This window comes from Mesorhizobium sp. B2-6-4, assembly GCF_006441495.1.
Classification (GTDB): Bacteria; Pseudomonadota; Alphaproteobacteria; order Rhizobiales; family Rhizobiaceae; genus Mesorhizobium.
Window position 1 is genome coordinate 62986 of record NZ_VFUE01000015.1, and the last position, 15785, is coordinate 78770.

General features: G+C 62.2%; 15 protein-coding genes. 6 read left to right on the forward strand and 9 right to left on the reverse strand.

The features are described 5' to 3' along the window. The first annotated feature begins 72 nt into the window (after positions 1-72). Entirely contained in the window at positions 73-1653 is a 1581-nt protein-coding gene (locus FJ426_RS21165; RefSeq protein ID WP_181165391.1) for an iron ABC transporter permease, read from the forward strand. Beyond that, on the forward strand, positions 1650-2732 hold the full coding sequence (locus FJ426_RS21170; RefSeq protein WP_140560184.1) for an ABC transporter ATP-binding protein: 1083 nt from the start codon (positions 1650-1652) through the stop codon (positions 2730-2732). The genes FJ426_RS21165 and FJ426_RS21170 overlap by 4 nt, the downstream gene beginning before the upstream one ends. 45 nt (positions 2733-2777) lie before the next feature. On the opposite strand, the gene FJ426_RS21175 is transcribed toward FJ426_RS21170, so the two are convergent. The 7 genes from FJ426_RS21175 to FJ426_RS21205 all read right to left on the reverse strand — a co-directional run bounded on the left by FJ426_RS21175 (position 2778) and on the right by FJ426_RS21205 (position 10434). Then, the gene (locus tag FJ426_RS21175; protein ID WP_140560183.1) at positions 2778-3827 is read right to left on the reverse strand and encodes a sn-glycerol-3-phosphate import ATP-binding protein UgpC; all 1050 of its coding nucleotides are present in this window, start codon (positions 3825-3827) and stop codon (positions 2778-2780) included. 7 nt (positions 3828-3834) lie between these two features. Then, complete coding sequence (gene ugpE, locus FJ426_RS21180) at positions 3835-4683, reverse strand: sn-glycerol-3-phosphate ABC transporter permease UgpE (protein ID WP_140500807.1); 849 nt, start codon at positions 4681-4683, stop codon at positions 3835-3837. Between the two features lie 8 nt (positions 4684-4691). Then, positions 4692-5576, reverse strand: a complete 885-nt coding sequence (gene ugpA / locus FJ426_RS21185) for a sn-glycerol-3-phosphate ABC transporter permease UgpA (protein WP_140513871.1) — start codon at positions 5574-5576, stop codon at positions 4692-4694. Between the two features lie 238 nt (positions 5577-5814). After that, complete coding sequence (ugpB, locus tag FJ426_RS21190; protein ID WP_140500805.1) at positions 5815-7119, reverse strand: sn-glycerol-3-phosphate ABC transporter substrate-binding protein UgpB; 1305 nt, start codon at positions 7117-7119, stop codon at positions 5815-5817. A 393-nt stretch (positions 7120-7512) separates the two neighbouring features. Further along, entirely contained in the window at positions 7513-8637 is a 1125-nt protein-coding gene (locus FJ426_RS21195) for an ATP-binding protein (RefSeq protein WP_140560182.1), read from the reverse strand. Beyond that, a complete protein-coding gene (gene kaiC, locus FJ426_RS21200; protein ID WP_140500803.1) occupies positions 8634-10127 on the reverse strand; it encodes a circadian clock protein KaiC in 1494 nt (497 codons plus the stop codon). Before kaiC ends, FJ426_RS21195 begins: the two co-directional genes overlap by 4 nt. After that, positions 10111-10434 (reverse strand): circadian clock KaiB family protein, encoded by a 324-nt coding sequence (locus tag FJ426_RS21205; protein ID WP_140500802.1) that lies wholly within the window; start codon positions 10432-10434, stop codon positions 10111-10113. Before FJ426_RS21205 ends, kaiC begins: the two co-directional genes overlap by 17 nt. A gap of 261 nt (positions 10435-10695) precedes the next feature. Here FJ426_RS21205 and FJ426_RS21210 point away from each other — a divergent pair, with 261 nt between their 5' ends. After that, positions 10696-11454, forward strand: coding sequence for a Crp/Fnr family transcriptional regulator (locus tag FJ426_RS21210; protein ID WP_140513873.1), 759 nt, complete (start codon positions 10696-10698; stop codon positions 11452-11454). A 191-nt stretch (positions 11455-11645) separates the two neighbouring features. Here the strand turns inward: FJ426_RS21210 and FJ426_RS21215 are convergent, their stop codons facing one another. Continuing rightward, positions 11646-12326: a TlpA disulfide reductase family protein gene (locus FJ426_RS21215; RefSeq protein ID WP_140560181.1), complete on the reverse strand. Its 681-nt coding sequence runs from the start codon at positions 12324-12326 to the stop codon at positions 11646-11648. 36 nt (positions 12327-12362) lie between these two features. Between FJ426_RS21215 and argH the strand changes: the two genes are divergently transcribed. The 3 genes from argH to lysA all read left to right on the forward strand — a co-directional run bounded on the left by argH (position 12363) and on the right by lysA (position 15447). Continuing rightward, positions 12363-13763: an argininosuccinate lyase gene (gene argH, locus FJ426_RS21220; RefSeq protein ID WP_140560180.1), complete on the forward strand. Its 1401-nt coding sequence runs from the start codon at positions 12363-12365 to the stop codon at positions 13761-13763. Between the two features lie 140 nt (positions 13764-13903). Then, positions 13904-14110, forward strand: a complete 207-nt coding sequence (locus FJ426_RS21225) for a lipoprotein (protein WP_140500798.1) — start codon at positions 13904-13906, stop codon at positions 14108-14110. Between the two features lie 68 nt (positions 14111-14178). After that, positions 14179-15447 carry a diaminopimelate decarboxylase gene (gene lysA, locus FJ426_RS21230; protein WP_140560179.1) on the forward strand — a complete coding sequence of 423 codons (1269 nt, stop codon included), beginning with the start codon at positions 14179-14181 and terminating at the stop codon, positions 15445-15447. Between the two features lie 19 nt (positions 15448-15466). Here the strand turns inward: lysA and FJ426_RS21235 are convergent, their stop codons facing one another. Then, entirely contained in the window at positions 15467-15769 is a 303-nt protein-coding gene (locus FJ426_RS21235) for a metalloregulator ArsR/SmtB family transcription factor (protein WP_140500796.1), read from the reverse strand. Positions 15770-15785 lie beyond the last annotated feature (16 nt).

A 15785-nucleotide genomic window follows, 5' to 3' on the forward strand; every position in this document is an offset into this window, starting at 1 on the left:
GCTGTATTCCCGACCATGATCGTGGTCTTTCGATTGCCGCCGCCGGGCGGCAAGGGCGCGAAGTCTGAGCCGATGCAGTTCGCGGCCGACATCGCAAGCCCGGGCCTGCCGCCGAGGACGCGCCGCAGGGCGCGCCGGCGCGCTGCGTCATGGATCGTTGCCGCCGCTATCTTCGTTTCGCTGCTGGCCCTGCTGCCGCTTGCCTTCATCGTCTGGGTCGCCGTGCAGACCGGTTGGGAAACCGTCTCGGCGCTGGTTTTCCGGCCGCGTGTCGGCGAGCTTCTGGCCAACACCGTCCTGCTTGTCGCGCTCGCCGTGCCGATCGCCATCATCCTGTCGGTGGCGCTGGCCTGGCTGACCGAACGCAGCGACCTGCCCGGCGCCCGGCTGTGGGCCTGGCTATGCGTGGCGCCGCTCGCCATTCCCGCCTTCGTGCACAGCTATGCCTGGATCACCATGGTGCCCGGGCTGCATGGCTTGTGGGCCGGCGTGCTTGTCTCTGTCATAGCGTATTTCCCGTTCCTTTATCTGCCGGTATCGGCGGCCCTGCGCCGGCTCGATCCGGCGCTCGAAGACGCCGCGGCCGCACTCGGCCTTGGTCCCTGGCGTGTGTTCTGGCGCGTCGTGCTGCCGCAGCTCAGGCTTGCCATCTGTGGCGGCGCATTGCTGGTCGGCCTGCACCTGTTGGCCGAATACGGCCTTTACGTCTTCATCCGCTTCGACACCTTCACCACGGCGATCGTCGACCAGTTCCAATCGACCTTCAACGGGCCGGCCGCGAATATGCTGGCCGGCGTGCTGGTGAGCTGCTGCTTCGTGCTGCTCGGGCTGGAGGTGCTGGTGCGCGGGGAAGAGCGCTATGCCCGCGTCGGTTCGGGCGCCGCGCGCCACCAACAGCGCGCGCCGCTCGGCCGGGCGACCGTGCCTTGCCTGCTGCTGCTTGCCGCCACCACGCTTCTGGCGCTCGGCGTACCGTTCGTCACCATCGGACGCTGGCTTGCCGCCGGCGGCGCCGAGGTCTGGCGGCTCGACGAGATCGGCCTGGCGCTCGGCCAGACGTTGTTCCTGGCGCTCGCCGGCGCGCTGCTCGCCACCGTCGCCGCCATGCCGATGGCCTGGATCTCGATCCGCGCGCCGGGGCCTCTGCAGCGCTTGCTGGAGGGCTGCAACTACATCGTCGGATCGCTGCCCGGGGTCGTGATCGCACTGGCGCTGGTCACCATCACCGTGCGCATCGCCCTGCCGCTCTATCAGACCCTGTTCACCATCCTGGTTGCCTATGCCTTGATGTTCCTGCCCCGCGCCCTGATCAGCCTGCGGGCGTCGATCGCGCAGGCGCCGGTCGAGCTCGAGCGCGCCGCGTCCAGCCTCGGGCGGTCGCCGCTCCATGCATTGTGGTCGACGACGATCCGCCTGTCGGCGCCGGGTGCCGCCGCCGGCATGGCGCTGGTGGCGCTCGGCATCATGAACGAGCTGACCGCGACCCAGATGCTGGCGCCGAACGGCACCCGCACGCTCGCGATGGCATTCTGGTCCTACAGCGGCGAGATCGACTACGCTTCGGCAGCACCTTACGCCTTCATCATGGTGGCGATGTCGCTGCCCCTGACCTGGCTGCTCTATGTCCAGTCAAAACGGATGGCAGGACGATGAGCTTTCTCGAACTCAGGGGCTTGCACAAGCATTACGGCCCCGTCGCGGCGCTTGCCGGCATCGATCTCGACGTCGCCAGCGGCAGCCGCACGGCCATCGTCGGGCCGTCCGGCTGCGGCAAGACCACCTTGCTGCGGCTGATCGCCGGTTTCGAGGCGCCCGACCAGGGCAGCATCGTGCTTGACGGAAAGATGCTGGCCGACAGCGGCGGCGCCGTTCCGGCGCACCGCCGCGGTATCGGCCTGGTTGCACAGGACGGCGCCCTGTTTCCGCACCTGACGATTGGCGACAATATCGGTTTCGGGATGGACCGCCGGCTGGACAAGCGATCCGAGCGCATCGTCGAGCTCGCCTATATAGTGGGGCTGGACAAGGCGATCCTGAAGCGCCGCCCGCACGAACTCTCCGGCGGTCAGCAGCAACGCGTGGCGCTCGCCCGCGCCATGGCGATGAAGCCGCGGCTGATGCTGCTCGACGAACCGTTCTCGGCGCTCGACACCGGCCTGCGCGCCTCCATGCGCAAGGCCGTGGCGGAACTGCTCGAAGCCGCCGGCATCACCACCATCCTGGTGACGCACGATCAGGCCGAGGCGCTGTCCTTCGCCAGCCAGGTCGCTGTGATGCGCGAGGGCCAATTCTCGCAGGTCGGCACGCCGCGCGAACTTTATCTCAAGCCGAAGGACAGGATGATTGCCGAGTTCCTTGGCGACGCCATCATCCTGCCGGCGAAGATAGCGGGTGGTTTCGCCACGTCGCCGCTTGGCCGCATCGCCGTCGATACATCGGACAGCCGCGATGTCGCCCGCATCATGTTGCGGCCGGAGCAGATCGGACTGAAGCGGACATCGCGCGAGGGCATGTCCGGCACGCCGGACATGCTGTTTGGCGAGGTAACGGAATCCGAATTCGCCGGCTCGACCTGCACGGTCGCGGTGCGGTTGCTCAACAGCCCCGACCCGCCGGACGCCGCCGCCATCGGCAGTACGCCGCTGATCCTGCGCAAGTCCGGCATGGACGCCCCGGCGGTCGGTGAGATCGTCCGGCTCACCGTGTCGGGACAGGCGCATGTATTCGCCTGACCGGCCGACGGTTCGCGGCTCGCTAATCGGCATGCAAGATTGGCGTCAGTCGACCCTCTTTGCAGCCTGATCGAACCAGTGAAGTTTCTCGGCCTTGGCCACGACGCGCAACTGGTCGCCGGGCTTGGCTGTTGCGCGCGCGGCCACACGCACGACGATGCGGTCGCCTCCTGCCGCACAGTGAAGAAAGCTGTCCGCTCCCACCGGCTCGACCGCCTCCACCATTGTCGGCAGCACGAGCGCGCCGGACGGTGCCTCGGCCGCGAAAGTGACATCGGCATCCTCGGGGCGGAAGCCAAGCGTGACGGCATTCGCAGGCGCAAAGTCGCTCGTCTTGCTGCCGGTCAGCGCCGGACCCGAAAGGGACAGAAGATTCATCGGCGGTGCGCCGATGAAAGAGGCGACGAACGTCGAGGCCGGCTTTTCGTAAATGTCGAGTGGCGCGCCCGACTGCTCGACCAATCCGCCATTCATGACGACAAGGATGTCGGCCAACGTCATCGCTTCCAACTGGTCATGGGTGACGTAGACCGAGGTGACACCGAGCGAGCGCTGCAAGTTCTTGATTTCGACCCGCATCTGGCCGCGCAGCTTGGCATCGAGATTGGAGAGTGGCTCGTCGAACAGGAAGACTTTCGGATTGCGCACGATGGCGCGGCCCATGGCGACGCGCTGGCGTTGACCGCCTGAAAGCTCGCGCGGGCGCCGGTCAAGCAGCGCTGAAAGCTCCAGCACCTTGGCGGTCGAACGAACCCTGCTGTCGATCTCGTCCTTGGGCGTACCGCGATTGCGTAGCCCGTAAGCCATGTTGTCGTAGACTTTCATATGCGGATAGAGCGCATAGTTTTGGAACACCATGGCGATGTCGCGCTCGGTCGGGCCGATCGTGTTGACGATCTTGCCGTCGATAGCGACCGTGCCGGAAGAAATGGTCTCCAGCCCGGCGATCATCCTCAAAAGCGTGGACTTGCCGCAGCCGGACGGCCCGACCAGCACACAGAGTTCCTTGTCGGGAATGGCAATGGAGACGCCCTTCACGGCTTCGACGCCGCCGGCATATACTTTCTTCACGTCCCTCAGATCGACCGTCGCCATCGGCTTCTCACTTTTCGGTGTCGACCAGTCCGCGCACGAACCAGCGCTGCATCAGCACCACAACCAGGATTGGCGGCAAGATTGCCAGGATCGCCGTGACCATGACCAAATGCCATTGGGTGTCGGCATCGGCGAAGGAGACCATCTTCTTCAGTGCGATGACGATGGTGTTCATATCGTTGCTGTTGGTGACCAGCAGCGGCCACAGATACTGCGTCCAGCCGTAGATGAAAAGAATGACGAACAGCGCCGCGATATTGGTGCGCGACAATGGCAACAGGATATCGAAAAAGAACCGCCATGGACCGGCGCCGTCGACGCGCGCCGCCTCGACCAACTCGCCCGGGATGGTCATGAAGAACTGGCGGAACAACAACGTTGCGGTGGCCGAGGCGATCAGCGGGATGATCAGTCCGGCATAAGTGTCGATCATACCGAGGTCGACCATTACCTTGTAGGTCGGCAGGATGCGCACCTCGACGGGAAGCATCAGGGTGATGAAGATCAGCCAGAAGAAAGTCATGCGCAGCGGAAAACGGAAGAAGACGATCGCATAGGCCGACAGGATCGAGATGAATATCTTTCCGACCGCAACGCCGAGCGCCATGATCGTGGAGTTGAGGAGCAGCCTGCCGACGCCGAGCCCGCCGATGCGGCCGACGCCGCCGAACAGCGCCTCGCCGTAATTGTTCCAGAACTCGCTGCCCGGCCGGAAAGGCAGTGGCGGCCTAAGGATGGTTTGCAGCGTCTGCGTCGAGGCAACGAAAGTGTAGTAGATCGGAAAGGCCACGATCAGTATGCCGAGGATGAGCACGGCATGTGCAAGGAAAATGCGAAACGGGGATTGACCGATCATCGCGCTCCTCAGCCGTAATGAACCTTCCGTTCCACGTAGCGGAACTGGATGGCGGTGAGCGCGATGACGATGACCATCAGGATGACCGACTGCGCCGCCGAATCGCCGAGGATCAGATTGACGAAGCCGTCATTGTAGACCTTGTAGACCAGTGTCTCGGTGGCCTTGCCCGGCCCGCCGCCGGTGACGGCGTGGACGATGCCGAACGTGTCGAACAGCGCATAGACGGTATTGACGACCAAAAGGAAAAACGTCGTCGGCGCCAAAAGCGGGAAGACGATGGTCCAGAAGCGCTTGGTTTCGCCGGCGCCGTCGATCGCCGCCGCCTCGATCAGCGTTTTCGGCACCGCCTGCAGCCCGGCGACGAAGAACAGGAAATTATAGCTGATCTGCTTCCAGGCGGCCGCCGCCACCAGAAGGATCATGGCGTCGGTGCCGTTGAGCAGCGGATCCCAGGCGACGCCCAAACGTCTCAGCAGATAAGACAGCGAGCCGATCGATGGATTGAACAGGAACAGCCACAGCATGCCTGCAATCGCCGGCGCCACCGCGTAGGGCCAGATCATCAGCGTGCGGTAGAGGCCTTTGCCGCGCACCACCTTTTCCGCCATCACGGCAAGGAGCAGCGCCACGCCCATGGCAACGATCACGGTCGCGAGCGAAAACACCACTGTGACCTTGATCGAGTTGAGATAGGCCGGGTCGGCAAGCACCTTGCGGAAATTGGCAAACCAGACGAACCTGCTCCTCAGCCCGAACGGGTCCTGCCTCAGCATCGACTGGTAGAGCGCCTGCCCGGCCGGCCAGTAGAAGAACACCAGCGTGATGGCAAGTTGCGGCGCCACCAGGAGATATGGCAAGACTTTGTTGGGAAAGACGACGCGCGGGGTCAATGCGCCGCTCCGGCGTGGAAAGCCGAGCGGCACTCTACGGCGCTCACCGCTGCCCTGCCGGGCATCTCCCCCTCTTGGAGGAAGATTGGCAGTTCCTGCGGCAGCTGCCATTCTCCAGCTTTGACAATTGCCGAAAACGGTCGCGACAGCCAGTCTCCCCCCTCCAGGGGGAGATGCCCGGCAGGGCGGAGGGGGGTCTCGTAGAGCAAGGACTATAACTCGATAGGCTCGACGCGCCCTAATTCCCCAGCGCTTCCTTGATCGCCGCGTTGCCACGCGTGACCGCATTGTCGAGCGCCTGCTGGGCGGTTTCCTGGCCGGCAAGCATCTTTTCGAACTCCTCGTTCTGGATGTCGCGCACCTGCGGCAGGTTCGGCAACCGCACGCCCTTCGAATTGTCGGTCGGCGCCTTGCCCGTCATCTGCAGGATCGGCGTCTCGCGACCGGGATTCTTGTCGTAGAAGCCGGACTTTTTCGTCGCCTCATAGGCGGCGAGCGTCACCGGCAGGTATCCCGATTTCTGGTGCAGATATTCCTGCACATCGGTCTTGGACAGATAGGCGAAGAAAGCCGCGACGCCTTTGTACTCCTCGTCGGACTTGCCGCCGAAGACCCAAAGGCTGGCACCGCCCGGCGTCGTGTTCTGCGGCGCGCCCTTGGCGTCGCTGTCATAGGGCAACTGGCCAATGCCGTAGTTCATGCCCGACTTGACGATGTCGCCTAGGCCGCCCGAGGATTCGGTGAAGATGCCGCATTCGCCGGCGAGGAATATCTGCTTGGCTTCGGAGGTGCGCCCGCCATATTTGAAGGTGCCGTCCTTGGCCAGATCGGCGAGCGCCTGGAAATGTTTGACGAAGATCGGCGAGTTGATCTTGAGTTCGACATCACCGCCGGCCAGGCCATTCTGCTGCGTGGCCCACGGCACATCGTTCCACGCCGCGAAGTTTTCCAGGTGTATCCAGGTCAGCCAGGTCGAGGTGTAGCCGCAAGCGGCGGCGCCGCTCGCCTTGATCTTTTTGGCATCCTCCCACACCTCGTTCCAGGTCTTGGGTGGGTTGTTCACATCGAGCCCCGCCTTCTGGAAGATGTCCTTGTTGTAGTAGAGGATCGGCGAGGAGGAGTTGTAGGGGAAGGACAGCATGGTGCCGTCCGGCGTCGAATAATAACCGACGATGCCTGGCAGATACTGGCTCTTGTCAAAGTTCATCCCGGCGCCGGTCAGCACCTCGGCCACTGGCTTGATCGCGTCCCGGGCCGCCATCATCACGCCGGTGCCGACATCGAACACCTGGATGATGTCAGGCGACTGGCCGGCGCGATAGGCGGCGATGCCGGCATTCAGCGTTTCGGGATAGGTGCCCTTGAAAACCGGAACAATCTGGTAGTCGCCCTGGCTGGCGTTGAAATCCTTGGAAATCTTGTCGACGACCTCTGCGTTGGCGCCGGTCATGGCGTGCCACCAGCTGATCTGCGTGACGGCGAAGGCGGAGGTTGTGGAAAGCAGGGTCACGGCGACACCGGCCGCGAAGCCAAAGAACTTCATGTTTCGTCTCCCGTTCTCATTGCTTGTCATTGGCGAAAGGGGCACTCCCGCAATGGCACTATGTGTCGTTCGCGCGCAGCGGACAACGGTTTTGTTGCGGGCAGGCGCACTTCATGTCCGGCTAAAGTAGCGTTCACTTCCGGATGAAAGTGACCCGGAAAAGGATTGCATAGCGGCTTGCTGCTTGAATTGATGTACCAGGGACCTGTCTCGAGACGGTCAGCGACCTCACCGACGAACGGCGTCTAACAGCACATGACAACGCTGACATGACAACGCTGAAAAAGGCGTCGGTTTGCTCGGTCGATGCGTGGAAATTCCCGTCCCGCGCTCAGCCTGACGGATTTGACATCGGCCAATCAGTCTGCTGGCCGGGAATGGGTCTGCCGCCGCTCAGTTCTGCTGCCGCTGGGTTCCAGAAGCGCGCGGCAAGTAGAGATGCAGGCTTGTTCCCTGACCGATTTCGCTATCGATTCGGACATGCCCACCGGATTGCTTGATGAAGCCGTAAACTTGGCTTAGCCCGAGTCCCGTACCCTGCCCTTCCGATTTTGTTGTGAAGAACGGCTCGAAAACGCGCGCCAGGGTGTCCTTGCTCATTCCACAGCCGGTATCGCGTACAGTCACGCGAACAAATGAAGCCGCCGCTGAACGCAAATCCTCCAGATCATTTGGAAAATTGCTGGTCTCAATCGTGAGGGTGCCACTGCCTTTCATTGCATCTCTGGCGTTCACCGCAAGGTTAAGAACGGCGATGTCGAGCTGGTTGGCATCGATAAGGATAGGGTCCAAGGCTGGATCCAGATTGCATTGCACCCGGATACCGCTCCCCAACGTCCGTTCCAGCAGCGTCGTCAGCCCCTTGATACGTTCATTGAGATCAATCTGTTCCGGGACCAGGGATTGGCGTCGCGAAAAGGCAAGCAGTTGCTGTGTTAGCGCTCCTCCATTTTCGATCCGCCTGAACATCTCCTCGACCAGCAGAGTGACTTTCTCATCCGCAGGATCTTTAGCGATCTGTTTCTCCAGAAGCCGAAGGCCAGACCCGAAAACGGCGAGTAGGTTGTTGAAGTCATGGACAATGCCAGCTGCGAGGCGTCCAATGGCTTCGAGCTTTTGTGACTGGCGTGCGTTTTCTTCTCTTGATCGCTGGGCCGAGACATCGCGCAGGCTGGCAAGCAATGCGGGCCTGCTGTCCCAGGTAACCTCGACCGTACGCATTTCCACTTCTGCCGGCTTGCGGCCGGAACGGTGAACGGTGATCTCGGCGATCTCTCCGGAGACGACCGGACGGCCGAGCGGAACGTGGAGGAGTTCGTCAAGCGGCTGTCCAAAAATTACGGCTGCCGCAGGATTGGCATAGAGCACTGTTCCGTCCAAATCGACCACCAGCATCCCGTCGGCGGTATTTTCGATCAACTGGCGAAAGCTGAGCTGGCTGATGCCAGCCGGAGATGCATCTCCGGGCGATTCCAGCATTTCGGCGGCGTTTTGCGCCGTATTCAAGGCGCTCTTCATGTCGACGTGTTGTCCACGGCGGAGTCGCCGAACACATCAGGCGCGCTGTCAAAGGGCTTTCCAAGATGCATACCGCCACTGTCGATGGTGAAGCGCCGTATCTGTTTGTCGTGTTCGCTGCCGCGCATTTTCAGCACCATCATGCCGCGATGCATGAATTCTTCCTGCTGAATGTAGCGCAACAGAATGATCGAATCGGTGAGTGTGGAAATATGCTGCTCGCTAGCGCTCTGGCCTCCGACAAGCGATTTGTTGGTAGCGGTGCAAAGGCCGGCAATTTCGCGCTTCTTTATGAAGGAGGTGACGCTGATCAAGAACTCACGAAACCCGGTTTCTGGCGCGATGCGCTCCAATGCCGACAAGCTGTCGATTGCCATGCGATCGGGTTTGAACTCCGCCACCAGTTCGCGGATCATCAGAAGGTGATCCGGCAAACTCTGCGCTTCCGGATAAAGGCAGACTACCTTCAGGCGACCATCCGCCTCCATCGCTTCGAAATCGACGCCCCAGCTACGCGCGTTGCGGAAAAGCTGGCCGCGGCTCTCCTCATAGCCGACGAGCAAGGCGCGTTCGCCCGCAGCCACTCCGCCCGCTAGAAAGTTGGTGACAAGTAGAGTCTTTCCGGTGCCTGTGGCTCCACTGACAAGGGTTACGCTGTCGCGAAAGAACCCGCCGCTGCACATTTTGTCGAGTTCGGAATTACCACTGGTGACCCGTTTCGTGCTTGATTGCTGCTCCAGGCGCAACGATGACAGAGGCACAGCTACGATGCCCTGTTCGGCGACCAGCGTTATGGGCACTTCGCCCTCAACGTGACGGCTGCCGCGCATTTTCAGGACTTCTATGGTCCGCCGACGGCGCTCGCGATCAAGGGCATTGCGAAGGATCACGACATTGTCTGCGACGAACTCCTCTATTCGGTGACGGGAGATTTCACCATATTCACTGTTGCGTTCCGCGGTCATAAGGACCGTCAGCCCTTCTTTCTTCAGCGCGGTCGCAATACGTAGAAGTTCGCGGCGCACTGCCGTCTGCTCGGCTACGAAATGATCGAAAAGTTGGGTAACCGAATCGAGCACGATGCGCTTTGCCCCGGCGCTTCGGCTCGCGTGCAGAATGCGGGTCAGAAGACCGGCGAGGTCGAAATCGCCCACAACCACCTGGTCCTGATCGCGCGGGCTCGCATCGACGAAAACAAGCTTGTCCGCCGCTCGCCAGCCGCGGATGTCCCAGCCGAAGCTCGCCATGTTCACCTCGATCTCGGTTGGCGACTCCTCGAAGGTGACGAAGACACCGGCCTCATTGAGACCGGTGATGCCATGCGCCAGGAACTGCGTGGCGAATACGGTCTTGCCGCTACCGGGCGTGCCGCCCACGATGGTGGTGCGTCCGCGCGGCAAGCCACCCATCACCAAGTCGTCAAAAGCTTCGATCCCTGTATTGACGCGTTCAAGAACCGGGTCGATAGAGATCTCATCCGTCGCGGTCATGAATATCATCCTTCTTGCGAAAACCGAAATAGTCCAGAACCTGAGCGATATTGCTGATGTCGCCCACCAGACGGCGCGGGGGATCGGCGGATTCGTCGGAGAGCGTCGGCGTTGCTAGTATCCCTGCTCGCTCCGCCTCATGAGGATGTTCCAGGATATCGAAGATCTGGATTTCAATGGATGCGCTCATCTCCTCGATTATCTTCAGGCGGCTTTCCAGTGCCCGACGAGCACCGGGCGTGTCTCCGGCGATGTAGAGCCGGAGAAGGGGATGGGCCCCTGAAGCGGGCGGTTGTTCCGGGTTCATATCTCACGCTGGTTGCACGGGTTCAGTATCGACGTGCTCTACGCGACACGCCAGCAATTCAACCGCAGGGCTTTGTTGTCCGCCTTGGGCGATCTTCTAGCATTTCGCCTGGAGCCGACGCGCCACAGCTCGCGCTCGATGGGGTCTGGATCAGCACCCCTGTCACTTCTTAGACATTCGCGCTTTGCGCGTCTGCGCACTAGTGGACATTTCTCCGGTTATTGGGATATGGGCCGCAAGCGATCGTTCGGAGGAGTGTAAATGGAAGCCCGCGCCCACATAGACTCCGGCATGATCGGCAACAATCTTCTGCGGGCACTCACCGCGGCAGATTGGGCAATCCTCGAGCCTTGGCTGGATGAGTGGTCGGCCCCCACCGGAACACTGCTTTATGAACCTGGTGACACGGTTCGCCATGCATACTTCCCGAGAGGTCCCAGCCTGATTTCCTATCTCGTCGTGCTGAGCGACGGGCGTGCGATCGAGACGGCTCTGGTCGGACGAGAAGGGGCAATTGGCGGAGTTGTCAGCCAAGGCAGGCTCCCAGCTTACGCTCGCGCTGAAGTACAATTGGGAGGTTCGTTCTTCCGCATCGACCTGCTTAACCTTGAAGAGGCGAAGTCCAGGTCGTCGACGCTACGGAATCTGTTCGCGCGGTACGCGGACTGCCTGATGGCGCAGATGTTCCAGTCCGTCGCCTGCAATGCCGCGCATTCGATCGAGCAACGGACAGCGAAATGGCTGCTGGCCGCCATTGATCGGACGGGCACTCCCGATCTGGCGCTGACACAAGAACAGCTCGCCGTAATGCTCGGAGTCGGCCGGAGCTATTTGAGCCGCGTCATACGCGATCTGAAAGAACACGGTCTCATTGAGACCCATCGTGCCCGGATCGTCGTTCGCAAGGTCGACGGCCTGCGGTGGCTTGCTTGCGAGTGCAATGCGGCGGTCAGTCATCACTTCGACGAAGTATTGAAGGGCGTCTATCCCCTGCCGACCAACGGCTCGTCTGGCCGATAGCACAAACGGCTCCCCATATATGTCCTTAAGGTGAGTCCCTGGACGCCGAGGCTTGGACTACTATCTCGGCAAGCCGGCGCTGATCCAGGCATTCGACGAATTGACCGGGTCGGCTCAGGCCGCCGCGGATGGGCTGGGCGGAACCGTTGCGTGGTCAAGCCGCGCTTGCGCCCAGCCTTGTCCCAGCCTCTTCAAGACCCGAGCGCGGCCTCGACAAGCCGCTTGGCGTCCGGCCCCGACCACTCGGCCGGGCCGTTCATATGGGCGATCAGGCAGCCTTCGCCGTCGATCAGCATGGTGACGGGCAGGCCGAGCGCCAGGCCGCGCGTCTTGAGTTCGTTGAACAGCGCCATCGTCGAATCCCTGTAATAGCCGAGCGCCTCGACGCTGGTGTCCTTGAGGAACTTCTTCGGCTTCACGTCATCGCCGGCATCGACGTTGACGGCGACGACCTGGAACGCATCGCTGCCTTTCTCCTTCTGCAAGGCGTCCAGCGCCGGCATTTCGGCGCGGCATGGCGCGCACCATGTCGCCCACAGATTGAGCAGCACCGTCTTGCCGGCATGGTCGGCGATGGTCATCGGCTTGCCGTCCGGGCCGTTGAAGGCGAGGCTCTTCATCGATTGCGGCGGATCGGCTGGCAAGAGCGCCGCGACCTCGCCGGTGGCGGCTGCGGCGATCTTCTTGGCGCGTTCGCTCTTGGCGGCGCAGGCGACATCGTCCTTGCTGTCTCCGACGGCGACTTGCGACGCGGCGTTGTTGCCAGACCGGCTCTCGCTGACATATACCGCGACCGCGCCGGCCAGCGCTCCCGCCACCAGGGCGGCGAGGATCAGGCGCGGGGCCGGGAAAAATCTGTTTCCGTCTGCCATTTTCTCAAAACTGCTCCGAGCACGGGTTTTATAGCCATGAGCGACAAGAAGACCAGCAACCAGATGTGGGGCGGACGATTTGCCTCGGGTCCGGCCGCGATCATGGAAGCGATCAACGCGTCGATCTCGTTCGACCGCAAACTCTATGCGCAGGACATCAGAGGTTCGATCGCCCATAGCGCGATGCTGGCGCAAACGGGCATTATTTCGGCGGCCGATCAAGAGAAAATCGCTCACGGCCTGAACACGATCTTGAAAGAGATCGAGGCGGGCACGTTTGAATTCTCGACCAGGCTGGAAGACATCCACATGAATGTCGAGGCCCGCCTCGCCGAGCTGATCGGTCCGGCCGCCGGCCGGCTGCACACGGCCCGCTCTCGCAACGACCAGGTTGCAGTGGACCTCCGGCTCTGGGTCAAGGACGAGTGCTTTCGTGTCGCCGAGGCCTTGAAGGGCCTGGTCGGTGCGTTGCTGGAGCGGGCCGAGCAGCATGCCGCGACGGTGATGCCGGGCTTCACTCATATGCAGGCGGCGCAGCCGGTGACATTCGGCCACCATTGCATGGCCTATGTCGAGATGTTTTCGCGCGACCTGTCGCGGGTGCGCGACGCCGTCGAACGCATGGACGAGAGCCCGCTTGGTGCGGCCGCCCTTGCCGGCACCAGCTTTCCGATCGACCGCCACCAGACCGCCAGTGCGCTCGGCTTCCGCGAGCCGATGCGCAATTCGCTGGACAGCGTCTCGGACCGCGATTTCGCGCTGGAATTCCTGGGACTGGCGGCCATATGCGCCACGCATCTGTCGCGGCTGGCGGAAGAAATCATCATCTGGTCGACGCCGCAATTCGGCTTCATCAGGCTGTCGGACAGCTTCTCCACCGGCTCCTCGATCATGCCGCAGAAGAAGAACCCCGACGCCGCCGAACTGGTGCGCGGCAAGACCGGGCGCGTCACCGGCCATCTGGTCGGCCTGCTGACGGTGATGAAGGGCATGCCTTTGACCTATGGCAAGGACATGCAGGAAGACAAGGAATCGGTGTTCGATGCCGCCGAGACGCTCGACCTGATGCTGGCGGCGATGACCGGCATGGTCTCCGATATGACGGTGAACGCGGCGGCGATGAAGAAGGCTGCCGGCTCCGGCCACGCAACCGCGACCGACCTTGCCGACTGGCTGGTGCGCACGCTCGGCCTGCCGTTCCGGGAAGCGCATCATGTCACGGGACGGGCGGTGGCGCTGGCCGAAGAGAAGAAGCTGAGCCTGGAGAAGCTTGCGCTGGAAGACTTGCAGTCGATCCACCCCGGCATCACGAAGGACATTTTTTCGGTGCTGGCCGTGCAGAACTCTGTGAAGAGCCGCACCTCCTTCGGCGGCACCGCACCGTCGGAAGTCAGGAAGCAGATCCGCTACTGGAAAAAGCGGCTGGCCAAGGCGTGATGCCGGACATTGCGGCCAGCCATATCCCGGATATTGCAACCGCCAATATCCACGATATTGCAACGGCAATATCCAGGGTGCAATGCGCCGAGAACTCGGCTAAAAGCAGCGGCGGAAAAAAGTTTCGGACGGATGGATCGATGACCGGAAGCAGGATTTTGGTGACACTGACGCTGCTTGCGGCGGTTGCCGCCGTTACGGCTTGCGGCAGAAGGTCCGGTCTCGACACGCCTTACGAGGCGGCCGTGCAGGCGCGCAAGGACGCCGAGAAGGCACACCAACCCGTGCCGCCGGAACCGGAAAAACCGGTCGCGGACAAGAAGTTCATTCTCGACCCGCTGCTCTAGAGCCGGTCAGAGCGGTTTAGAGTGCTAAACCCGCTCCTACCCTGCTCCAACTTTTCGGAACCACTCTCGTGAACCATTTCGACTACCGCGACGGCGTGCTTCATGCCGAGGACGTGGCGATATCGGACATCGCCGCAACCGTCGGCACGCCATTCTACTGCTATTCGACGGCCACGCTGACCAGGCACTACCACGTCTTCGTCCAGGCATTTGCCGGGCTCGATGCACTGGTCTGCTACGCCATGAAGGCGAATTCCAATCAGGCGGTGCTCAAGACCTTGGCCAGGCTCGGCGCCGGAGCCGACGTGGTGTCGGAAGGCGAGTTGCGGCGCGCGCTGGCAGCCGGCATCCCGGCCAGCAAGATCCTGTTCTCCGGCGTCGGCAAGACCGCGCGTGAGATGGACTTTGCGCTGGCAGCCGGCATCCTGTGCTTCAACGTCGAATCCGAGCCCGAACTCGAACTGCTCTCGTCGCGCGCAGTTGCCCTGGGCAAGGTGGCGCCGGTCTCGCTGCGCATCAATCCGGATGTCGACGCCAGGACACACAAGAAGATCTCGACAGGCAAAGCCGAGAACAAGTTCGGCATCCCATGGCGGAAGGCGCGTCAGGTCTATGCGCGCGCGGCTGAATTGCCGGGCATCAAGGTCACCGGCATCGACACCCATATCGGCAGCCAGATCACCGAGCTGCAACCCTTCGACGATGCCTTCGCGCTTTTGGTGGAACTGGTCGGCGCGCTGCGCGCCGACGGCCATGCCATCGAGCATGTCGATCTCGGCGGCGGTCTCGGCATTCCCTACCGCGTCGACAACAACCCGCCGCCCTTGCCCGATGCCTATGCCCAGGTCGTCCGCAAGCACGTCACCAAGCTCGGCTTGAAGGTGATGTTCGAGCCGGGCCGGCTGATCGTTGGCAATGCCGGTATCCTCGTCTCGCAAGTGATCTTCGCGAAAGAAGGTGATGCCAAGAATTTCCTCGTCGTCGACGCCGCCATGAACGACCTGATCCGGCCGACGCTCTACGACGCCTTTCACGACATAAGACCGGTGGTGCTGCCGCCCGCCGACGCGCCGCGCATGACGGTCGATATCGTCGGCCCGGTCTGCGAGACCGGCGACTATCTCGGCCTCGACCGCGACCTGCCAAGGCTCAAGTCCGGCGACCTGATCGCCATCGCCACCGCTGGCGCCTATGGCGCGGTGCAGGCCGGCACCTACAACACCCGCCTGCTGGTACCGGAGGTGCTGGTCGACGGCGATCGTTTCCACGTCGTGCGCCCGCGCCAGACCTATGACGAACTGATCGGCCTGGATTCGATCCCCGACTGGCTTGCATAGAAGCCAAACGACGGAGGTCCTACAGTCGGTTCTGGATCAGCGCTCTCGCCTCGGCGATCCTGCCCTCGTCGCGGCGATAGAAGGTCCATTGCTTGGTGCGCTTGGTCCGTAACAGCCCTGCCTGCGTGAGCACACGCATGTGCTCGCTGAGCGTCGCCTGCGTAATGCCGAGCTTTTCAGCGATCAGCAGTGCACAAACACCGTCCTCGACCAGATCGCCATCCGCCTGGGCCGGGAAATGCGCGCGCGGATCCTTCAGCCAGTCGAGGATCCGCAGCCTTCGTTCGTTGGCAATCGCCTTGAACACGTCAACCTCTTGCATTTAGGCATTTTGCCAA